Source organism: Massiliimicrobium timonense (assembly GCF_002160865.1).
Taxonomy (GTDB): Bacteria; Bacillota_I; Bacilli_A; order Erysipelotrichales; family Coprobacillaceae; genus Allocoprobacillus.
Genome location: NZ_NFLJ01000008.1, coordinates 37,176 through 59,890, shown reverse-complemented (window position 1 = coordinate 59,890; position 22,715 = coordinate 37,176). Strand labels below are relative to the sequence as shown.

The following is a 22,715-nucleotide window of genomic DNA, read 5'->3' as shown; positions in this document are numbered from 1 at the left end:
AAAATGAGAGTCATTGCAGGAAAATTGAAAAGCCGACAGTTGAAAAGTGTTGATTCTAAATTGACAAGACCAACAACGGATAAAAATAAAGAAAATTTATTTAATATGATAGGTCCTTATTTTGAAGGAGGACGATGTCTGGATTTATTTGCTGGTAGTGGTGGTTTGGGAATTGAAGCCATCAGTCGAGGGATGGATGAATTATATAGTGTTGATAAACAATATCGTGCTTTTGCGACTATTCAACATAATATCAAGACATTAGGTATTGAAAATCAGGTTCATGTTTATAAGTTGGATTATAGTAAAGCTTTATTGAAATTAGCACAAGAACAAGTCAGTTTTCATCTGGTTTTATTAGATCCCCCTTATCAGATGAAAATTCATCAAAAAATCTTAGATTTTTTGGTTGAACATCATATGCTTTGTGATCAATGCATCATTGTCATTGAAGATTTAAAAGAAGAAGCAATTGATGTCAAAGAACCTTTTGTTTTAAAGAAACAACAAAATTATGGAATTACATCTTTACAGATATTAGTTTATAAGGAGAAAAAATCATGAATGCAGTTTATGCGGGAACATTTGATCCAGTCACAAGTGGACATTTAGATATTATTGAACGTGCGAGTAAAATGTACGATATTTTGTATGTGACTATTTTTGTCAATCCTCAAAAAACAACGTTATTTTCTTTGAAAGAACGTTTAGAATTATTAAAAGAAGTCACAAGTTGTTTTGATAATGTGCGTGTTGATTATAGTCAGGATCTGGCAGTGTCCTATGCTAAAAAAATGAATGCGCCAATATTGGTTAGAGGATTAAGAGCCACAATGGATTTTGAATATGAATTACAGATGGCTTTTTCTAATCAATATCTGGATGATAGTGTAGATATGGTTTTCTTTATGACAAGACCTAATCATTCCTTTATTTCATCTTCATCGGTCAAAGAAATGGCTTCTCATCAGCATCATGTCACAGGGCTTGTTCCACCTGTTGTTGAAGAAGCTTTAGAAAAGAAATTTAAGAAAAACAAGGAGGCTTTATGAAAAAAATAGTTGATTTAAATGATTTATCATTAGCACAGATTCAAGATATTCTTGATGAAGCGATTGCTTTTAAAAATGGCAAAGTGGTTGATTATCATCAAAAAAAGGTTGTAGCAAATCTTTTCTTTGAACCTTCTACAAGAACGCATTATAGTTTTGATATGGCAGCTGGTAATTTAGGGTGTCGAACACAAAACTTTGAAGCCAGTAACTCTAGTTTAAAAAAAGGGGAAACTTTATATGATACTTGTAAATTATTTGAAAGTATTGGTTGTGATGCTTTGGTAATTCGTCATCCTGAAGAAGATTATTTTAAACAATTAGAGAAATTAAAAGTGCCTATTTTAAATGCTGGAGATGGTAAAGGAAATCATCCTTCACAATCATTACTGGATTTAATGACAATTAAAGAGGAATTTGGACATTTTGAAGGTTTGAATGTGGTGATTGTTGGTGATATTTTACATTCTCGTGTTGCACATTCTAATTATCATGTTATGCAAAGGCTGGGTATGAATGTTTATACATCAGGACCTTTAGAGTATAAGCAGGAAGGTTATCATTATGTTGATTTTGATGATGTCATTGAAGATATGGATGTTGTGATGTTGTTAAGAGTACAACATGAACGTCATGTGGGAGATGAAAATTTTTCTAAAGAGAAATATCACCAGATTTATGGACTATCTTTAGAAAGATATCAACGTTTAAAAGATAATGCGATTATTATGCATCCAGCACCTATTAATCGTGATGTAGAGATTAAAGATGAATTGGTAGAAAGTGAGAAGAGTCGTATTTTTACACAAATGCGAAATGGTGTTTATGTAAGAATGGCAATGCTTCATAAGGTATTAGAAGATGAATAGTTATTTATTAAAAAATGTTCATTTATATCATCAGGGTATTTTTAAGAAAACAGATATTCTTGTGAAAAATGGATATATTGAAAAGATAGACGAAAATATAACAGGTTTTGAACCGGTTATTGATTTACAGGGAAAATATGCTTCACATAACTTCATAGATATACATACACATTTAAGAGAACCAGGTTTTGAACACAAAGAAACTATTCATACAGGGAGCTTAAGTGCTTTATATGGAGGATATGGAACGATTGTAGCTATGGCAAATACATTACCATGTATGGATGATCTAGAAGCTGTTGAAGATTTTAAACAGAGAGTGGTCCATGATGCCTGTGTCAATGTTTATACATATAGTGCGATTACTGAAAATTTAAAAGGTCAAAAACTTGTGGATATGGCACAACTCATTCAAGAGGATATTGTTTTAGGTTTTTCAGATGATGGCAAAGGTGTTCAAAATGATGATATGATGGATTTAGCTATGCAACTGGCTGGAAATCTGGACTCGATTATTGTCGCTCATTGTGAAGATGAAAGTGAATTGCATGGGGGATGTATTCATGAAGGACATTATGCCAAAGAACATCATCTTATAGGTATTAATAGTGCTTCTGAATATAAACAAGTGGCTAGAGATTTAGATATTGTCAGACAATATCATAATCGTTATCATATTTGCCATATTTCTACAAAAGAAACGGTTGATTTGTTACATCAGGCAAGACAGGAAGGATTGTGCGTTTCAGGTGAAGCTTCACCACATCATTTGATTTTGACAGAAGATAATATTCAAGATTGTTCACCACAATATAAAATGAATCCCCCATTAAGAAGTAAAGAGGATCATCAGGCATTAATCAAAGGTTTGAATGAAAAAACAATTACGGTTATTGCGACAGACCATGCGCCACATGCCAGAGAGGAAAAAGCCACAAGTATTGAAAAAGCACCATTTGGTATTATTGGTTTACAACATGCTTTTTCCTTGTTGTATACTTATCTTGTCAAGAAGAATCTTGTGTCTTTAGAAACAATCTTGGATGCTTTGACAGTAGGACCAGCTCAAGTTTTACGTCTGGATTGTCAAATTCAGGAAGGTTCATTAGCTAATTTATGTATCTTTGATTTGAATGAACATTTTATTATTGAAGAAAAAGATTTAAAATCAAAATCAGCAAATACACCTTTTTTAGGGGCAGAATGTTATGGTCGTATTGTTGCGAATATTGTTAATGGTGAATATAATGATTTGGAGGAAAAATAGATGAAAAACTTTCAAGGAATGATGACAATTGTTTCTAAAAGAGAGCTTGTTAAAGATGTTTTTGAGATAGTTTTAGAAGGTGAAGCCGCACGTTTTATTCAAGCTCCGGGACAGTTTATTAATATCAAAATTAATGATTCTTTACAGCCTTATTTAAGAAGACCAATGAGTATTTGTGATTATGATGACAATCATATCACTATGATTTTTAAAGTTGTAGGTGAAGGAACAAAGATTTTATCACAGAAAAATATCGGAGATCAGTTAGACTGTTTAACAGGTTTAGGAAATGGTTTTCTAGATTATCAGGCGAAAAAAGCTGTTGTTATTGGTGGGGGACTAGGGGTGCCTCCAATGTATAAATTAGCGAAGACTTTAAAAGAGCAAGGTGTTGAAGTTCAAGCTGTTTTAGGTTTTAACAGTAAAAATGATGTGTTCTATCAACAAGAATTTATGGATATTTGTCCTACCTTTTTAGCAACAATGGATGGAAGTGCTGGTGTTCAAGGGACAGTTCTTGATGCTATTGAAGCTCATCAGCTGGTATTTGATAAATATTATGCCTGTGGTCCAGAAAAAATGCTAGATGCCTGTGTGATGGCTTATCCAGAAAATGGTTATTTATCTTTTGAAGCACGTATGGGCTGTGGTTTTGGTGCCTGTATGGGATGTTCATGTAAAGTGAAAACAAAACCTTATAAACGTATATGTGTTGAAGGTCCAGTCTTAATGTCAAGTGAGGTGATTATTGGTGGTTAATTTAAGAGTTCAGTTGCCCGGTTTAGATATGAAAAATCCAGTGATTCCAGCCAGTGGAACTTTTGGTTTTGGTTATGAATTTGCAAAGTTTTATGATATCAACTGTTTAGGATCTATGATGTTAAAAGGGACAACACTGGAACCACGTTATGGCAATCCTTTGCCAAGAATAGCCGAAGGACCAAGTGGTATGTTAAATGCGATTGGTTTACAAAATCCTGGTGTTGATGCTGTTATGAATGAAGAATTAGAAAAATTAAGACCACTATATACTGATAAAGTGATTGCGAATATCGGTGGAAGTGCGATTGATGATTATGTTGAAACAGCACGACGTATATCTACTCATGATATGGTTGGGGCTTTAGAATTGAATATTTCCTGTCCGAATGTTCATGCTGGAGGTATTCAGTTTGGAACAAATCCAGAAATGGCTGGAGAAGTGACTCGAGCTGTGAAAGCTGTAAGTCAAAAGCCTGTTTATGTCAAATTATCTCCTAATGTGACTGATATTGTTGCTATGGCAAAAGCTGTAGAAGAAGCTGGAGCTGATGGGATTACGATGATCAATACATTGATTGGAATGCGTTTTGATATCAAAACGGGGAAACCTATTATTGCTAATAAGACAGGAGGATATAGTGGACCAGCTATTTTCCCAGTTGCTTTAAGAATGGTTTATCAAGTGAGTCAGGCAGTATCTATTCCTGTCATTGGAATGGGTGGTATTGCCAGTGGTAAGGATGCGATCGAAATGATGATTGCTGGAGCCAGTGCTGTCGCTGTTGGTTGTCAAAATCTCATTGATCCATATGCCTGTCCAAAAATTATTGAAGAAATGAATGAGATTCTGGATAATATGGGAATAGAAGACATTCATGAAATCATTGGTCGCTCACATCAATATGAAAAGTGAATAAATGCGTAAAGAATGGACATACTATATGGGGTGAATTGTATGTCCATTTATTTTCAGTTGTTTCTTGCCAGTTTCTTTTGGGGTAGTAATATCATTGTTATGAAATTATTACTTCATCATCTTCCTTTTCTTTTTTTAGCCTTTCTCCGTGTTCTTTTTTCTTTTGTTTTTTTAGGTATCTATCTTTATTTTCATCACATTTCTTTAAATAATTTTGATAAAAAGAAAATGTTAATCATTTCACTTTTGTCCATATATCTCAATTTCTTTTTAACATTTATAGGAATGAATCAAGTGAAAGGTATTGATAATGCATTAATGAATGCTTTGTCACCAACGATTACTTTTCTTCTCTCTTTGCTTTTTTTGAAATACCATCTTTCATTAAAAGAGTGGATGGGTATGTTTTTATCACTCTTTGCTTTTCTCTTGTCTATTCGTTTTCAAATTTTTTCAATACAAAGTGGTTTTTATTATTTACTGGCAGGAATGACATTGTATATTTTAGGAAATATTTTAATCCAGAAGTGGCATATTGAACCTAGTATAAGTTTTACTTTTTATGAATTGTTATATGGTTCACTTTTTTTATGGATACATAGCTGGGTGGATGGACAATTGGCATTTGATCGTTTGTTGACATTGCCATTATGGCAATGGGGATTATTTTTAATGATATCAGGTGTAGGTTTTGCTTATATACAAGTGACATATATGAAAGCAATAGCTCAAATTGGGGCAGTACAGACGAGTTTCTTTCTCAGTTTGAATCCTATTTTTACGTATTTGGAATCACTTGTTTTTTTACAGGAGTCTTTTGATTTTATTCATTTTGTAAGTTTTTTGTTGTTGATTTTGGCTTTGATCATAACAAAACAGCAAAATAAGGATAAAGAATGATTTTTATGAAAATATCTTGACTTTTTCTAAGCTTTCTTTATAATTACAAATGCGGCTATATCTAGGATGTAAGAGTCCTCGACCTATTTCTTGGACATGGCTAAGTACAAAATAAGGAGGAAAACAAATGTTAACTAAAGAAGAAAAAACTGCTATTATGAAAGAATATGCAACAAAAGAAGGAGATACAGGTTCTCCAGAAGTACAAATTGCTGTATTAACTGCTGATATTAACAAATTAAATGAACATTTTAAAGTTCATAAAAAAGACTATCATTCAAATAGAGGTCTTTTAAAGAAAATCGGTAGAAGAAGGGATTTATTAAAATATTTAAAAAATAAAGATCTTGACAGATATACTGCATTAGTTGACAAATTAGGTTTAAGAAGATAAGGATATTCATAGTGAATATCTTTTCTTTTTGAATAAATATCATGAAGAAATGTTTTGTTATTAAATAAAAATATGCTATAATGACAAAGATAATGAATGAGGTGAAATGATAATATGTCGAAACATGTAATGAGTTTAGATTTTTATGGAAAAAAAATCACTGTTGAAACAGGGGAACTGGCTAAACAGGCTAATGGTTCGGTTTTAGTGAGATACGATGATACAGTGATTTTATCTACTGCTGTTGCGGGAAAAGAACCTAAAGATGTTGACTTTTTTCCTTTGACAGTTACATATGAAGAAAAATTATATTCTGTTGGTAAGATTCCGGGAGGTTTCTTAAAAAGAGAGGGTCGTCCTAGTGAACATGGAACTTTAACAGCACGTATGATTGATAGACCTATCAGACCTTTATTTGCTGATGGTTTTAGAAATGAAGTTCAAGTTGTGAATACAGTGTTGTCTGTTGATCAGAATGCATCACCAGAAATGGCAGCAATGTTAGGAGCGTCACTGGCATTATGTTTATCAGATATTCCATTTAATGGACCAATTGCAGGAGTTAATGTGGGATTGATTGATGGTGAATTTACAATTAATGCAGGTCCTGAAGAAATGGAAAGAAGTTTAATCAATCTTGAAGTTGCTGGAACAAAAGAAGCCATTAACATGGTTGAAGCAGATGCTAAAGAAGTGGATGAAGAAACGATGTTAAATGCTTTGATGTTTGGACATGAAGCTATTAAACAATTGATTGCTTTTGAAGAAGAAATTGTAACTTTATATGGAAAAGAAAAAATAGAAATTCCATTATTTGAGTTAGATCAAAATATTGTTGATGAAGTGACAGCTCTTGCTAAAGAAAGAATGATTTCTGCTGTGTCTATTCCTGGTAAACTGGAAAGATATGCAGCGATTGATACGATTAATGAAGAAGTTGTTGCTTTATTTGAGGCTAGAGAATATGCTGATTTAAAAGAACAGGAATCTGTTTTAAAACAAGTCAAAATTGTTTTACATGATTTAGAAAAAGATGAAGTCAGAAGATTGATTACAGAAGATAAAGTACGTCCAGATGGTAGACGTATTGATGAAGTGCGTCCTTTAGATGCTCAAGTAGATTTGTTGCCTAGAGTACATGGTTCAGCTTTATTTACTCGTGGAGAAACACAGGTATTATCTGTTTGTACATTAGGGGCTTTAGGAGAACATCAAAAAATTGATGGATTAGGACTAGAAGATCAAAAACGTTTCATGCACCACTATAATTTCCCACCATATTCGGTTGGAGAAACAGGAAGAATGGGAGCGCCGGGTCGTCGTGAAATTGGTCATGGAGCTTTAGGTGAAAGAGCTTTAGCTCAAGTCATTCCTAATGAAGAAGAATTCCCATATACTATCCGTGTTGTTTCAGAAGTACTGGAATCTAATGGTTCATCATCACAGGCTTCTATTTGTGCATCTTCGATGGCATTGATGGCAGCTGGGGTACCTATCAGCAATCCTGTCAGCGGTGTCGCTATGGGACTTGTAAAAAAAGGTGATGATTATACAATTTTAACTGATATTCAAGGTATGGAAGATCATCTGGGAGATATGGATTTTAAAGTTGCTGGAACAAAAAATGGAATCTGTGCTTTGCAGATGGATATCAAAATTGATGGAATTACTAAAGAAATTTTACAGGAAGCTTTAGCACAAGCAAAAGCAGGACGTCAACAAATTATGGATTGTATGATGTCAGCTATCAATGAACCAAGAGATCATTTGAGTCCTTATGCTCCAAAAGTTTATATGATGAAGATTGAACCAGATCAAATTAAAGATGTTATTGGAACTGGTGGAAAAACAATTAATGAAATTATTGAAAAATCAAATGATGTCAAAATTGATATTGAACAAGATGGTCGTGTTACTATTTACCATTATGACCAAGAAGCTATTGAAACTGCTGCAAAACTGATTGAAAACATTGTGAGAAAAGCTCAAGTGGGTGAAATTTATGATGGAAAAGTTGTACGTGTAGAAGATAAGTATGCATTTGTAGAATTATTTGAAGGAACAAATGGATTCTTACATGTGGGTGATATTGCTCATGAACGTATTCATAAGGCTTCAGATGTTTTAAAATTAGGGGATATCATTAAGGTAAAAGTCACAAAGATTACAGATAAGGGTGTTAATGTTTCAAGAAAAGCATTATTGCCTAAACCAATTCATAAAGAAGAAAAGAAAGATAAAGAACATGACTAAAAAAATTATTTTAGCAAGTACTTCTCCCCGTAGAAAGGAATTGCTAGAAAGAGAAGGCATTGACTTTTTAGTCGATGCTTCTTTTGTTGATGAAACACTTAATGAATCATTACCTATTGAAAAAAGACTTTGTGATTTAGCACAAAGAAAAGCATTTCCTATTCATCAAAAATATCCCGATGATATTGTCATTGGGGCAGATACTATTGTTTATTTTGAAGATGAAGTTATTGGAAAAGCTCAAGATGAAAGGATGGCTAGACATATTTTAGAACGTCTTTCTCATCAAAAACATCTTGTTTATACAGCTGTCGCCATTTACATTGGACATGATATAAAAACATTTTGTGAAAAAACAGAAGTTTATTTTCGTGATATCAGCTCATTGATTCCCGATTATCTTGCTTCAAAGGAGTGGGTTGGCAAAGCTGGTGCCTATGGGATTCAAGGTAAGGCAGATTGTTTTGTTGATCATATTGTTGGTGATTTAGATAATGTGATTGGCCTGCCTGTAACAAAAGTTATGGAATGTTTACATCAAAAATAGCATTTCTATCTTTTGTTTTTATGAAAAAAATTGTAAACGTATTCATTTTTTGTTGTTTTCTGTGTTGATTTTTATTATAATGGAGAATGGAAAATAAATGTGGAGGATATTGATATGGAAAAGAAAGTAAAAAGAATTGCATTGCTTTCTGGTGGTGGTGACTGTCCAGGATTAAATGCTGTGATTAGAACAATTACAAAGACAGCTATTCGTAAATATGGTTGGGAAGTTATTGGTTATGTTTATGGATATCGTGGTTTATATAACAATAATTATATTGAATTAACAGAAGAAAAAGTAGAAAGCATTTATAAAGAAGGGGGAACAATTCTTTATAGTTCTAACAAAGACAACCTTTTTGATTATTTAGTTGATGATGGAAAAGGTGGAAAAGTAAAAAAAGATGTGAGTGATGTCGGTGTTGAGAACTTGAAAAAAGCCGGTGTTGATGTGCTTGTTGTTTTAGGAGGAGATGGAACTTTAACGAGTGCCAGAGATTTTTCAAGAAAAGGTGTTCAAGTGATTGGAGTTCCTAAAACAATGGATAATGATTTATCAAGTACAGATTTAACTTATGGTTTCATTAGTGCTATGAGTGTTGGAACAGAATTCATTGATCGTTTACAGACAACAGCGAAATCACATCATCGTGTGATTTGTTGTGAATTAATGGGTAGAGATGCTGGATGGATTGCCTTATATTCTGGATTGGCTGGAAATGCTGGAGTATGTTTGATTCCTGAAATTCCTTTTACAATTGAAAACATTGCAAAACATATCGCAAAACGTGATGAACAAGGGTTACCATATACAGTTATTGCTGTAGCTGAAGGTGCTAAATATGCAGATGGTACAAAAGTCATTGGTAAAATTGTAGAAGATTCACCTGATCCAGTTCGTTATAGTGGTTTAGCAGCAAAAGTTGCTGATGATTTGGAAAAAGTGATTCCTAATCATGAAGTTCGTTCTGTAAATCCAGGACATATTATTCGTGGTGGAGATATTAGTCCATATGATAGAATTCTGTCTATTCGCTTTGGTGTAAAAGCCTGTGAATTGATTGATGAGGGATTATTTGGCAATGTCGTCACACTTCATGGGGAACAAATGGATTATACGTCTTTAGAGGAAGTTATTGGTGATGCTAAATTTGGTAAACAAAAACGTGTTGATCCAAATGGTGAATTGGTTCGTGCTGCTAAAGCAATTGGTGTTTGCTTTGGAGATGAATAAAAGAAAACTGTTATGCATGTTGATGTATAACAGTTTTTTAAAGAAAATAAAGCAAAACATATAAAAATGATTTGCTTAAATACAAGAACTTTGATAGAATATCACGTACAAGTCAAAAGGGGTGAACAAAATGATTGAAGAATTAATTGAAAACGGTGAATATCTTCAAGCCTTAAAACATCTTCATGATATGAATGATGAAACAACAAGATATTTAAGACTTGTATGCCTTATTGGACTTGGTGAATATGAGAAAGCCAGAGTGGAAGGTATCCATGCAAAATCCTTAGCAAAAGAAACTTATTATGATGTGGTATCAATGTATATCATGGCATTAAAGGAATTAGGATGTTATGAAGAAGCAATTGATCTTTTAATTGAAGAATTATCTATGCCTTATATTCCTTATCAGTATGAAAATTTATTTAATACGGCTTATGATGAAATTCTATTAGAAAAGAAAGAAGCAAGATATGAAGTAGAAAGTCAAAATCAAATCTTTTCGGTGGAAGAAATTGAACAGTTATTAAATAAAAAAGATTGCAATGAAGATTTGTTATATATGGCGATTGATCAGTTACAGCAATTAAATGTACGTATGCTGATTCCAACGATAAGAGAATATCTTATTGACCCTCATAAACATTTCTTTGCAAAAACATTGTTGATTGAAATCATGATTGATCAACAGGTTGATGAAGAAATGGAAGTAGAGAAGTTTGGGCAATACTATTCTTTCAATCCTAGTTATATGCCACTGGTTTTAGAACAACTTGCCTATCAAGGCATTTTGAAATATTTAGAAAATGCTTTGGAAAGTGAAAACCCATCACTTTTTGAACAATGTCAAGAATATCTGGAATATCTATTGTATTCATTTTATCCACAGGAAATCGATGAGATGGATTTCAATGTCTGGGCAGCTGCTATACATTATTATGTTGCGACATTGCTTTCAATAGATGTTGACTTGTCAGAATTAGAAATTTTATATTATTGTGATTTAGAAGCAATCGAAGAACAAATTTTAGCACTCAAGCAAGTTGAGTGTTAAAAAGAGTTGCATTATAAGATTGTTTCATGTATAATAAGCGTGTTGAAATAATGGAGGAAGTATAAATGGAAACAGTTTGTAATAAACTTGAAAAATCAATGATGGAAGTCAAAGTGACTTTCACAACTGAAGAATGGAAAAAAGCACAAGAGAAAGCTTTAGACAAATTAGCTAAAAATGTCAAAATGGATGGTTTTAGAAAAGGGCATGTACCTAAACAAATGATTAAAGCCAGACTTGGTAAAGGAGCTATTTTAGAAGAAGCAACTGATATGATTTTACAACAAAATTATTCAGGTATTTTATTGGATAATGATATTCATCCAGTAGGGCAACCTGAAGTTAAAATTGATGAAATCTCAGAAGAAGTACTTAAATTAACAGTTACTGCACCAGTTGCACCAGAAGTGAAATTAGGTCAGTATAAAGGGTTAGAAGTGAAAAAGACTCAAGTGAAAGTCACAAAGAAAGAAATTGAAGCTGAATTAAAAAATTATCAAAATCAATTTGCTGAATTAGTGATTAAAGAAGAAGGTCAAGTAGAAAACGGTGATACTGCTGTAATCGATTTTGAAGGATTTAAAGATGGTGTGGCTTTTGAAGGTGGAAAAGGTGAAAATCATCCACTGGAAATTGGTTCAGGGTCTTTCATTCCAGGGTTTGAAGAACAATTAATTGGAATGGGAATTGGTGAAGAAAAAGAAATCGAAGTGACTTTCCCAGAAAATTACCAAATGGCTGATTTAGCAGGACAAAAAGCAACTTTTAAAGTGAAAGTTCATGAAATTAAATCTAAAGTTTTACCAGAAATTGATGATGAATTAGCAAAAGATGTTAATGTTGATGGTGTTGAAACATTGGCTGATCTTGAAACTTATACAAAAGAACAAATCAAAAATAGAAAACAAAATGAAGCTGAAGCTAAATTCAGTGATGATATTTTCAATGCTGTGATTGAAAATACACCACTTGAAGTTCCTGATGCAATGATTGAATCTGAAATTGATTTGATGTTAAGAGAAGTTGAACAAAATTTATCTCAACAAGGTTTAACAATGGATTTATTCCAACAGTTAACTGGAAAAACACTTGATGATATGAAAGCTGAAATGAGAGAACAAGCTGAAAAGCGTGTAAAATTTAATTTAATTTTATCTGAAATCGTTAAAGCAGAAAATATCGAAGTCAGTGATGATGAAGTTGATGAAGAAGTAAAAGAAATTGCTACTTATTATGGTAGAGAATTCGATGAAGTGAAAAAACTTTTTGAAGGACAGTTGGGACAAATTAAAAATGATTTAGCAACTCGTAAAGCTGTTCAATTGATTAAAGATAATGTAAAATAAGACGCTTCAAGCGTCTTGTTTTATTAAGACATATGAATAGACAAGTGACTCATTATTCTATATAATAATGAAGATACAAAGGAGGTCATGAATTATGGATGAATTAGATATTGTTGTTGATTTACCCGTCATTTGTACCAGAGGGATGGTTGTTTTTCCATCTCATGAAATTTCTTTAGATGTAGGAAGAAGTTTTAGTCTGAAAGCAATTGAATTAAGTGTGAATGAATTTGATGAAAATGTTGTATTTATTTCTCAAAAAAATCCACTTGATGAAAATACAGATTTTGATCATGTTTATCATTATGGAACATTATGTAAGATTAAAAGAAGAATTAAAAGAGATAATCATGGAACAATTAAATTGACTGTTGAAGGTCAAAAAAGAGTTGAAATCTTAAATCTTGAAGAAAGAGATGGTTGTCTTTTTGCGAAAACAAAATATCTTGAAGATATTCATGGAGATCGTGCTGAAGAAATTGCTTTGGTTAGAAAAATTACTGATCAAATGCAGACAATGCATAAAAATCTTCAAGTTTTTCCACGTGAAGTCTTTGCCAGCTTATCTCAAGGGATGAGTGCCAGTGCATTGGCTGATACGATTGGACAATATATTAATGTTGAATTAAAGACAAAACAACAAATTTTATCTGAATGTGATATTAATAAACGTTTATTGTTGGTTCTTGCCAGTATGGAAGAAGAAAAAACAATTAACGAAATCGAAGAAAAAATTAATATCAAGGTCAAAGAAAGTATTGATGAAAATCAAAGAGAATATTATTTAAGAGAAAAACTTCGTGCGATTAAAGAAGAACTTGGGGATACGCCAAGTAAAGAAGATGATACGGATTATATTCGTGAAGAAATTCAAAATCAACCTTATCCTCAACATATTAAAGATAAGATTGAAGAAGAATTAAAACGTTATGATATGATGCCACCTGCTTCTTCAGAAGCAAATGTTGTCAGAACTTATATTGATTGGGTGATGAAAACACCTTGGTATCAGGAAACTGAAGATACACAGGATATCAATGAAGTTGAAAGAATTCTTAATGAAGATCATTTTGGATTAGAAAAACCAAAAGAAAGAATTGTTGAACATTTAGCTGTTAAACAAATGACACAGTCTTTAAATGCGCCAATTATTTGTTTAGTTGGTCCACCAGGTGTTGGTAAAACTTCTATTTCTAAATCTATTGCCAGAGCTTTAGGAAGAAAATTTGTAAAGGCTTCTTTAGGTGGTGTAAGAGATGAAGCTGAAATTAGAGGACATCGTAGAACTTATTTAGGCTCTATGCCAGGAAGAATTATTCAAGGTATGAAAAAAGCAGGTGTTATTAATCCTGTCTTCCTGTTAGATGAAATAGATAAGATGTCTAGTGATTATAAGGGTGATCCGACAAGTGCAATGCTGGAAGTTCTTGATCCAGAACAAAATCAGTTTTTCTCTGATAACTATTTAGAAGAACCTTATGATTTATCAAAAGTATTATTTATTGCGACAGCGAACGATTTGGGAAGCATTCCAGATCCATTAAGAGATAGATTAGAAATTATTGAAATTTCTTCTTATACAGAACAGGAAAAATTAGAAATTGCGAAAAGACATTTATTGAAAAAAGAACTTGCTGTTCATGGTTTAAAACCAGAACAATTACAAGTAAGTGATGAAGCAATGATGTATGTGATTCGTCATTATACACGTGAAGCGGGAGTTAGACAGTTAGAAAGACTGATTGCCAAAATCTGTCGTAAAGCTGTTTTGAAAATACTGAAAGATCAGTCTTTAGTATTGTCTTTAAATGTTGAAGATTTAGAAGAATATCTTGGTAAAGCTCCATTTGAACATACTAAAAAATTAGATAAACCTCAAGTTGGTGTAGTGACTGGAATGGCATATACACAATATGGTGGAGATATTTTACCGATTGAAGTCAATCACTTTGCAGGTAGTGGGAAATTTATTATTACCGGTCAATTAGGTGATGTGATGAAAGAATCAGCATCTATTGCCTTAGATTATATGAAAGCTAATTCACAAAAATATGGATTAGAAAATATTGAATTTGATAAACAGGATATTCATATTCATGTTCCAGAAGGGGCAGTGAAAAAAGATGGGCCAAGTGCTGGTGTCACATTAACAACTGCAATTTTATCGGCTTTCAGTAATCGTCCAGTTCGAGATGATGTTGCTATGACGGGCGAAATTACATTGAGAGGTCAAGTCCTTCCTATAGGCGGTTTGAAGGAAAAATCTATTTCTGCACATCGCAGTGGTATTCGTACAATTATCATTCCTAAAGATAATGAAAAAGATATTGATGATATTCCTCAATCTGTTCAAAATGATTTAAATATTATATTAGCAGATAATATTGATACTGTTTTGGAAAATGCTTTAGTGAAACAATAAAGCTGCTGATTTATCAGTGGCTTTTTTTGAAAGGAGAAAACTATGTATAAAGTGAATAAAGCACAGTTTTTGCTTTGTGCCGCATGGAAATCACAGTGGCCTGATCATGATTTACCTGAAATATGTCTGGCTGGGCGTAGTAATGTAGGAAAATCAAGTTTGATTAATACACTCACAAATCATCAAAAACTGGCCAAAGTATCGGGAACACCCGGAAAAACACGAACATTAAACTTTTTTAACATTAATGATGAAGTTTGTCTTGTAGATGTGCCTGGTTATGGTTATGCAAAGGTAAGTGATGCTATTAAAGAAAGCTTTGCTGATATGATTGATACGTATTTGAGAGATCGAGAATTATTAAGAGGTTTGATTTTAATTGTTGACTATCGTCATAAACCAACACGTGATGATATTCAAATGTATCAATATGCTAAATATTATCAAATACCAGTCATCGTTGTTGCTACAAAAGAAGATAAGTTAAAACGCAATGATTTAAAGAAAAATGAAAAACGTATCAAAGAAACTTTAGATTTTCAAAAAGGAGATATGTTTGTTCGTTTCTCTAGTTTGAATAAAGTGGGTATTGATGAATTATGGCAGGATATTTTTAAGCTTTGTGATAATCATGATGAAATAAAATAAATATGATAAATGAAGAAAGCTTTGACGACTTAAGTCAAACCAACTCTTAACAAATGAAAATAATTTATGTATAATAATTACGAGGAGGGGAAGAAAATGATACATATTATGTTATGCTGTGCTTCTGGTATGTCAACAAGCTTGCTTGTAGAGAAAATGATTAAAGCGGCATCAGAACAAGGTATTGAAGCTGATATATGGGCTGTTGGAGCAAATGAAGTGAAAGCCAATGCTGCAAAAGCAGATATTATTTTATTAGGGCCACAAGTTCGTTATGCTCAACGTAAGATTGAAGCTGAAGCACCGGGTGTACCTGTTGCTCATATAGATATGAAAGATTATGGAATGATGAATGGAAAATCTGTTTTAAAACAGGCATTAGAACTTATTCAAACGAAGAAGTAGATGTTAAAGTCTACTTTTTTTATTGAAAGAATGTTCATATTCTTTCAATAAAAGCATACAGTTTGTTAGGAGGGATTGTATGCAGAAAATTTATTTTAAGAAAAAGGTTGATTTAAATCATCAATTAAATGAGTTGATTTCTATATCTGTTGATGAATCTATACGTTATAAAATGGAAACAGATGGGATGCGTGCGATTGGCAGTATCATGATTAATGGTGAATATAAAGATAAACAGGAAAAACATCAGTTTCATGAAACGATAGATTTAGATATTTTTGCTTTATTTGAGAAAATTACTGATAAGAGAGATTTTCATGTGAAAGTTGAGGATTTTGATTATCACTTGGTTGATGGAAATTTATCACTCGTGATTCAAGCTTGTGTCTATGGAGTTCTTGATGATGAAGATCGTGTTGTTGATACCGTTGAACAAGATCATGATATGGATTCAGCAGAAGAAATTGAAAAGTTATTGAGAGAAGAAGAAAAAATTGTAGATGTTATAGATAAGCAGGAATCAGCTGTCAATGACTCAGTCATTTCAGAAAAACCAAAAGAAGTACCTGTTTTAGAAGAAAACGATGATCTGGAGGAAGATCTGGGAACATATTATTTTTATGTTGTTCAAGATGGTGATAGTTATGAAACAATCGCCAGACATTATCAAATAGATGAATATGCTTTAAAATCTTATAATCATGAACGTTCTTTGACGTCAGGAACGATTGTGATTATACCTTATGTGATATGAAAGATGTTATTTTAAAAAATTATGATTTTCATGTGATTGGTGAAATTAAGTTAAGCAGCCATGTTTTTAAACTGAAGTGTCATGAAGGTTATTTTGTAGTGAAAATCACATCTCAAAAATCTTTACAAAACATGTATGATTTAGTGGAAACATTAAATTTATCATGTTTTGTTCATATTATACCTAATCTTCATCATGAATATTTAACTATTTATCAGCATCAATATCTTTATTTAATGCCTTTTATTGAAAGCGGATCACAACATCTTAAGGAAATGAAGATTCAATTTTATTTTGAAACATTAGCTTATTTACATGAACATAGTTTTTATGATATGAAAGTGAATCAGCAATATTTTCACACTCTTGAAAAGGATGTCTTAAAGGTCATCAATGAACGTTTTCAATATTATGAAAAAATGATAGAAAGCTATGAAAATGAAGTCTACCGTTCACCAAGTCAATGGATGCTGGTTATGAATTATTATCGTATATATGATGCTTTAGCTTTGGCAAAGCAATATCTATCGCAGTATATGAAATGTATTCAAGAATGTCATTCTATTCGTATATGTCTGACTTATAAAAATTTTGATTATCAGCATATTTCACTAAAACATAAATGTTTGATTTCATTGGATTATATGGAAATGGATTTACCTATTTACGATATATTTGATATGTATCAAAAAATACCAGATATTCTTTTTGATTTAGATTGTTTAAGTCAATCTTATTTAAAAAAATTTGAACTAAGAAAAGAAGAAAAACTTTTGCTTTGTTGTTTAATGAATATTGTACCTATTATTCAATTTGAACATGATGAGATTGATAATATCATTAAATTGTCACGTTTATTATATTATTTAGATTCTGTTCATCATTTTATTACACAGTTATAATGTTCATCATTTTATTACACAGTTATAATTGACTTTCATAATGAGGTTTGTTAGAATATAGTAGACGTTGATGAGGAGGAGTACATTTTGTATTCTGATAGAGAATCTCTGGGTGGTGGAAAGAGATAGAAGAAGAAATGGAAGGTAGCCTTTGAGTCTGTTTTCTGAAAGAGGAGTAGGTAAACACGTAGAACTGCGTTAAAGTTTTGAGGTATACGATCAGTATATAAATTAAGGTGGTACCACGAACATTCGTCCTTATACGAATGTTCTTTTTTATTGAAGGAGGAGAAAAATGGCAAATTATATTATATGGGGATTATTTATTGCGGCTTTGATTTTTTTAGGTTATTTCTTTATGAAAAGAATTAATGAAGGAAAGGCACAACGTCAAAAAGCATTACTGGAATATGAGGAAAAGAAAGAAAAATATTCATATTTAAGACCGGGTGTCTTAGATGTATGTCCTAGAGAAGATGTGACAGCAGCTGCTTTGTTTCATTGTATGAGAAAAGAAAATGATGATTTTGAACATTATTTTGAACAAATGAACGAAAGTGAAAAAACAGTTTATGGCATTTATATGATTACAACATCTTTAGAAGGTCGTAATGCATCATTACATAGTTTCTTTTTAAGTCCTGCCAGTCAACCATTTGTGCCAATGATCGTAGATATATTTGAAAAAATTGGAGCACATGAATTGGCTGATTTAATGAAAGCAGCAAGACGTTTTGCTGAAATTATTGAAAATGACGAAGATGATGATGAAGATGATCCAGAAATGGGAGATTATTCACGCTATAATTTTACTGACTTTACCAATGAGTTTATTACTCTTGTCAGCACAACAAATGTCAATGAAAAATTAACGCAATATGTTTTAGATCATAAGGAAGATTTCTATGATTATGAAATACCAGAAGAAGATTTGAAAGAGGGAGTTGAAAATAATGAAGAAAGAATTAGCGACGAAATATGATCATAAAGCTGTTGAAGAAGGGAAATATCGCACATGGTTAGATCATCACTATTTTGAAGCTGGAGACACTTCTAAAAAACCATATAGTATTGTTATTCCACCACCAAATGTAACAGGAAAACTTCACTTGGGACATGCTTGGGATACAACTTTACAAGACATGATTATTCGTTATAAAAGAATGCAAGGCTATGATGCTTTGTGGTTACCGGGAATGGATCATGCGGGGATTGCAACACAGGCTAAAGTGGAAGCACGTCTAAGAGAAGACGGAATTTCTCGTTATGATTTAGGACGTGAAAAATTTCTAGAAAAAGCATGGTCTTGGAAAGAAGAATATGCTTCTATTATTCGTAGTCAATGGGAAAAATTAGGTCTTTCTCTTGATTACACAAAAGAACGTTTCACATTAGATGAAGGATTAAGTGAAGCAGTCAAAACTGTTTTTGTAACACTTTATAAAAAAGGTTATATTTATCAAGGAGAACGTATTATTAACTGGGATCCAGTACAACGCACGGCTTTATCTAATATTGAAGTTATTCATAAAGAAATTGAAGGACATATGTATTATTTCAATTACGAAGTTGTGGAAACAGGTGAAAATCTAGTTATCGCAACAACACGTCCAGAAACAATGTTTGCCGATCAGGCTATCTTTGTTCATCCTGATGATACAAGATATCAGCATCTGGTTGGAAAACATGCTATTAACCCGGCTAATGGTGAAGCCTTACCAATTATGGCAGATAGTTATATTGATATGAGCTTTGGAACAGCTGTTATGAAATGTACACCTGCGCATGATCCTAATGACTTTGCTCTTGCTAAAAAATATCAATTAGCAATGCCTAAATGTATGAATGATGATGGCACAATGAATGAATTATGTGGACCTTATCAGGGAATGGATCGTTTTGAATGTCGTGAAGCTCTAGTTCACGATTTTGAATCAAGAGGTGTCGTTGATCATATTGAAAAACATATGCATCAAGTAGGGCATTCTGAAAGAAGTCATGCTATTGTAGAACCTTATTTATCTAAGCAATGGTTTGTCAAAATGAAACCATTAGCGAATGCAGCCTTAGAAAATCAGATGAAAGATTCTAAAGTTTCATTCGTGCCACCACGTTTTGAAAAGACTTTTAAACAATGGATGGAAAATATTGAAGACTGGTGTATTTCACGTCAATTATGGTGGGGACATCAAATTCCTGCATGGTATCATAAAGAAACAGGAGAAATTTATGTAGGAAAAGAGCCACCACAAGACATTGAAAACTGGAAACAGGATGAAGATGTGCTTGATACATGGTTTTCAAGTGCATTATGGCCTTTTTCAACAATGGGATGGCCAAATACAGAAAGTGAACTTTATCAACGTTATTTTCCAACAGATACATTGGTAACAGGTTATGATATCATCTTTTTCTGGGTTTCTCGAATGATTTTCCAGTCATTAGAATTTACAGGACAAAGACCATTTCAAAATGTTTTGATTCATGGTTTGATTCGTGATGAACAGGGTAGAAAGATGTCTAAATCTTTAGGTAATGGTGTTGACCCAATGGATGTTATTGATCAATATGGAGCGGATACTTTACGTTTCTTTTTAACAACTAATTCTGCACCGGGTATGGATTTAAGATATATTCCAGAAAAACTAGATGCGGCATGGAATTTCATCAATAAAATATGGAATAGTGCTCGATTTGTTTTAATGAATATTGATGATGATATGTCTTATCAGAATTTATCTTTTGACCATTTGAATTTGGCTGATCAATGGATTTTAAATCGTTTAAACGAAGTCATTACTTCAGTTGATGAGAATATGGATAAGTTTGAATTTGTTAATGTTGGTAGTGAATTGTATAACTTTATCTGGGATGATTTTTGTTCATGGTATATTGAATTATCAAAAGTTCATTTAAACAGTGATGATGAAATAGAAAAGAAAGCAACCCAAAATACACTGGTTTATGTATTAAACGCAATAGTTAGATTATTACATCCATTCATGCCTTTTGTAACAGAAGAAATTTATTTATCAATTCCTCATTTACAGCCATCTATCTGTATTGCAAAATGGCCAACAGTTAATCCGGATTTCAATAATGAAATAATTCAAGATCAGTTTGTTTATTTGATTGATATTATTAAAGGGATTAGAAATTTAAGAGCCCAATATGTTATAAAAAATGCTATTGAAATTGCTTATTCAATTCAAACACAGGATAACCAGCTTGAAAATTTATTGGAAAATCTTTCTCCATATATTTATAAGTTATGTCATGCACGTTGTTTTGGATATAATGTTGAAACATCTTCAAATGTAGCAACAGAAATGATTAAAGGTGGAAATGCATTGATTATTGAACTAGGTGATTATATTGATTTAGAAGCTGAAAAGAAAAAAATGGAAGATGAAATTAAAAAGCTTGAAAATGAAATCAAGCGTTGTGAATCCATGCTTTCTAATCCTAACTTTGTTTCTAAGGCACCTGCTCAAAAAGTTGAACAGGAAAAACAGAAACTGGCTGATTATCAATCAAAATTTAATACAATGAAAGATAAATTAAATCAAATGTAAAGTGAAATTGAAAAAAATTTCACTTTTTTTCATTTTTAAGAAGAAAAATGCGAAAAAAATGTATATATAAATAATAGGGAGCTACTGATGAAAGGAAGGGTCAACATGAAAGAGTTAACATTACAGCAACAATGTGAAATTCAAGGAGGAAGTCTTATTGCGACAGCTTTACTTTATTTAATTTTAGGAGCTGCAGCCTATAAGATCATTAAATCTAAAAAGGGAAGAATTTCAATACCAAGACTCATCAGTATTGAATGGCGTGATTGATGATATGAAAGGCTTTAAGCCTTTCATATTTTTATGCATGAAAGCATATAATAGAAGGGGTGATGAAAATGAAGTTTGAATGGAAAGTTGTTATCATGGCTTTGATTTGCTCATTGGCTTTTATGCTGGTCTTTACATATGGATGTTCTTTAGGGCAAAAAACATTATATGCCTATCAAGTAGGGATTTATAAAGAAGCAGACAATAAAGATCAAAAATTAAAAGAACTCAAAGACATGGGTATTAAAGGCTATACTTATATGAAAAATGATCAATATTATGTTTTATCTATGATTAGTGAACAAAAAGAAGACATTGAAAAACATGCCGCACAAGTAAAAGGAATTATGAAAACTTATACAGTTCCTTCATCTATGACAACTCAAATGCTTTTAGATAATTTATCTCAAGGTGATGTGTCATGATCAAAACTTTACCATTAGAAGAAAATCCGAGAGAAAAAGCGTTAACTTATGGTATAGAAAATTTGAGTAATGTAGAATTATTGGCATTGATTTTAAGGACCGGACATAAAAGTGAATCAGTTATTCAGCTTTCACAACGTCTTTTAAAACAAATTGGTGGCTTTGCTCAATTGAGTAATGTGACCTATGCCGATTTAACAGCTTTAAAGGGAATTAAACAGGCAAAAGCGATTGAAATATTAAGTATTATAGAAATTGCTAAGAGATTAAAAGATGTTTCTACAATGGAAAAATCTCTTTTGAATCCTTTGGATATTTTTGAAAGAGTGCATAATCAGCTAATGTTTTTAAAACAGGAACATTTTTTGTTGTTATGCTTAGATAATAAAAATAAAGTGATTAAAGAAAAAACTATTTTTATTGGTTCATTAAATATGAGTGTTGTCACACCTAGAGAAGTTTTTAAAGAAGCAATAGCTGTCAATAGTGCCAAAATTGTCTTGATTCATAATCATCCTAGTGGGGATGCATTGCCTAGTGAAGAAGATGTTTTATTAACCAGTCAGTTTCAAAAACTTGGAGAAATGATGGCAATTGAAGTGATGGATCATATTATTGTTGGCTGGAATCAGTTTTATAGTATACAAGCTAAACAGTTGTTTTTTTATCATGAATGATGTGAAAATATAGGAATTTGATAAAAGATTTTTTATGAATTGCT

23 protein-coding genes and 1 other annotated feature are annotated in these 22,715 nt (G+C 32.1%); all 23 genes read left to right on the top strand.

Annotation, left to right across the window (positions count from 1 at the left end; all coding sequences use genetic code 11):
- The first annotated feature begins 3 nt into the window (after positions 1-3).
- The gene (rsmD, locus tag B5E75_RS03985; RefSeq protein WP_087357497.1) at positions 4-564 is read left to right on the top strand and encodes a 16S rRNA (guanine(966)-N(2))-methyltransferase RsmD; all 561 of its coding nucleotides are present in this window, start codon (positions 4-6) and stop codon (positions 562-564) included.
- Positions 561-1,052 carry a pantetheine-phosphate adenylyltransferase gene (gene coaD / locus B5E75_RS03980; RefSeq protein ID WP_087357496.1) on the top strand — a complete coding sequence of 164 codons (492 nt, stop codon included), beginning with the start codon at positions 561-563 and terminating at the stop codon, positions 1,050-1,052. Before rsmD ends, coaD begins: the two co-directional genes overlap by 4 nt.
- On the top strand, positions 1,049-1,921 hold the full coding sequence (locus tag B5E75_RS03975; protein WP_087357495.1) for an aspartate carbamoyltransferase catalytic subunit: 873 nt from the start codon (positions 1,049-1,051) through the stop codon (positions 1,919-1,921). Before coaD ends, B5E75_RS03975 begins: the two co-directional genes overlap by 4 nt.
- The gene (locus B5E75_RS03970; RefSeq protein ID WP_087357494.1) at positions 1,914-3,188 is read left to right on the top strand and encodes a dihydroorotase; all 1,275 of its coding nucleotides are present in this window, start codon (positions 1,914-1,916) and stop codon (positions 3,186-3,188) included. Before B5E75_RS03975 ends, B5E75_RS03970 begins: the two co-directional genes overlap by 8 nt.
- Positions 3,189-3,947, top strand: a complete 759-nt coding sequence (locus tag B5E75_RS03965; protein WP_087357493.1) for a dihydroorotate dehydrogenase electron transfer subunit — start codon at positions 3,189-3,191, stop codon at positions 3,945-3,947.
- Positions 3,940-4,863: a dihydroorotate dehydrogenase gene (locus B5E75_RS03960; RefSeq protein WP_087357492.1), complete on the top strand. Its 924-nt coding sequence runs from the start codon at positions 3,940-3,942 to the stop codon at positions 4,861-4,863. Before B5E75_RS03965 ends, B5E75_RS03960 begins: the two co-directional genes overlap by 8 nt.
- A gap of 42 nt (positions 4,864-4,905) precedes the next feature.
- Positions 4,906-5,766, top strand: coding sequence for a DMT family transporter (locus B5E75_RS03955; RefSeq protein ID WP_087357491.1), 861 nt, complete (start codon positions 4,906-4,908; stop codon positions 5,764-5,766).
- Between the two features lie 127 nt (positions 5,767-5,893).
- Positions 5,894-6,160: a 30S ribosomal protein S15 gene (rpsO, locus tag B5E75_RS03950; protein WP_087245886.1), complete on the top strand. Its 267-nt coding sequence runs from the start codon at positions 5,894-5,896 to the stop codon at positions 6,158-6,160.
- Between the two features lie 114 nt (positions 6,161-6,274).
- A complete protein-coding gene (gene pnp, locus B5E75_RS03945) occupies positions 6,275-8,413 on the top strand; it encodes a polyribonucleotide nucleotidyltransferase (RefSeq protein WP_087357490.1) in 2,139 nt (712 codons plus the stop codon).
- A complete protein-coding gene (locus B5E75_RS03940; RefSeq protein ID WP_087357489.1) occupies positions 8,406-8,960 on the top strand; it encodes a Maf family protein in 555 nt (184 codons plus the stop codon). Before pnp ends, B5E75_RS03940 begins: the two co-directional genes overlap by 8 nt.
- A gap of 114 nt (positions 8,961-9,074) precedes the next feature.
- A complete protein-coding gene (locus B5E75_RS03935; protein ID WP_087357488.1) occupies positions 9,075-10,193 on the top strand; it encodes a 6-phosphofructokinase in 1,119 nt (372 codons plus the stop codon).
- A 130-nt stretch (positions 10,194-10,323) separates the two neighbouring features.
- Positions 10,324-11,247, top strand: a complete 924-nt coding sequence (locus B5E75_RS03930; RefSeq protein WP_087357487.1) for a DUF3196 family protein — start codon at positions 10,324-10,326, stop codon at positions 11,245-11,247.
- 65 nt (positions 11,248-11,312) lie between these two features.
- Positions 11,313-12,593, top strand: coding sequence for a trigger factor (tig, locus tag B5E75_RS03925; RefSeq protein WP_087357486.1), 1,281 nt, complete (start codon positions 11,313-11,315; stop codon positions 12,591-12,593).
- Positions 12,594-12,687: 94 nt separating this feature from the next.
- Positions 12,688-15,015 carry an endopeptidase La gene (lon, locus tag B5E75_RS03920; RefSeq protein WP_087357485.1) on the top strand — a complete coding sequence of 776 codons (2,328 nt, stop codon included), beginning with the start codon at positions 12,688-12,690 and terminating at the stop codon, positions 15,013-15,015.
- 42 nt (positions 15,016-15,057) lie between these two features.
- Positions 15,058-15,663 (top strand): ribosome biogenesis GTP-binding protein YihA/YsxC, encoded by a 606-nt coding sequence (gene yihA, locus B5E75_RS03915; protein WP_087357484.1) that lies wholly within the window; start codon positions 15,058-15,060, stop codon positions 15,661-15,663.
- 96 nt (positions 15,664-15,759) lie between these two features.
- The gene (locus B5E75_RS03910) at positions 15,760-16,068 is read left to right on the top strand and encodes a PTS sugar transporter subunit IIB (protein WP_087357483.1); all 309 of its coding nucleotides are present in this window, start codon (positions 15,760-15,762) and stop codon (positions 16,066-16,068) included.
- Positions 16,069-16,147: 79 nt separating this feature from the next.
- Positions 16,148-16,822: a LysM peptidoglycan-binding domain-containing protein gene (locus B5E75_RS03905; RefSeq protein WP_087357482.1), complete on the top strand. Its 675-nt coding sequence runs from the start codon at positions 16,148-16,150 to the stop codon at positions 16,820-16,822.
- Complete coding sequence (locus B5E75_RS03900) at positions 16,819-17,724, top strand: hypothetical protein (RefSeq protein ID WP_087357481.1); 906 nt, start codon at positions 16,819-16,821, stop codon at positions 17,722-17,724. The genes B5E75_RS03905 and B5E75_RS03900 overlap by 4 nt, the downstream gene beginning before the upstream one ends.
- 58 nt (positions 17,725-17,782) lie before the next feature.
- Positions 17,783-17,987: a binding site (T-box leader), on the top strand.
- Between the two features lie 32 nt (positions 17,988-18,019).
- Complete coding sequence (locus B5E75_RS03895) at positions 18,020-18,706, top strand: DMP19 family protein (protein ID WP_087357480.1); 687 nt, start codon at positions 18,020-18,022, stop codon at positions 18,704-18,706.
- Positions 18,678-21,299 (top strand): valine--tRNA ligase, encoded by a 2,622-nt coding sequence (locus B5E75_RS03890; RefSeq protein ID WP_087357479.1) that lies wholly within the window; start codon positions 18,678-18,680, stop codon positions 21,297-21,299. Before B5E75_RS03895 ends, B5E75_RS03890 begins: the two co-directional genes overlap by 29 nt.
- Before the next feature lie 105 nt (positions 21,300-21,404).
- The gene (locus tag B5E75_RS14705) at positions 21,405-21,569 is read left to right on the top strand and encodes a hypothetical protein (protein ID WP_164483534.1); all 165 of its coding nucleotides are present in this window, start codon (positions 21,405-21,407) and stop codon (positions 21,567-21,569) included.
- Between the two features lie 68 nt (positions 21,570-21,637).
- Positions 21,638-21,994, top strand: a complete 357-nt coding sequence (locus B5E75_RS03885) for a hypothetical protein (RefSeq protein WP_087357478.1) — start codon at positions 21,638-21,640, stop codon at positions 21,992-21,994.
- Positions 21,991-22,671: a RadC family protein gene (gene radC, locus B5E75_RS03880; protein WP_087357477.1), complete on the top strand. Its 681-nt coding sequence runs from the start codon at positions 21,991-21,993 to the stop codon at positions 22,669-22,671. Before B5E75_RS03885 ends, radC begins: the two co-directional genes overlap by 4 nt.
- The last annotated feature ends 44 nt before the right edge of the window (positions 22,672-22,715 follow it).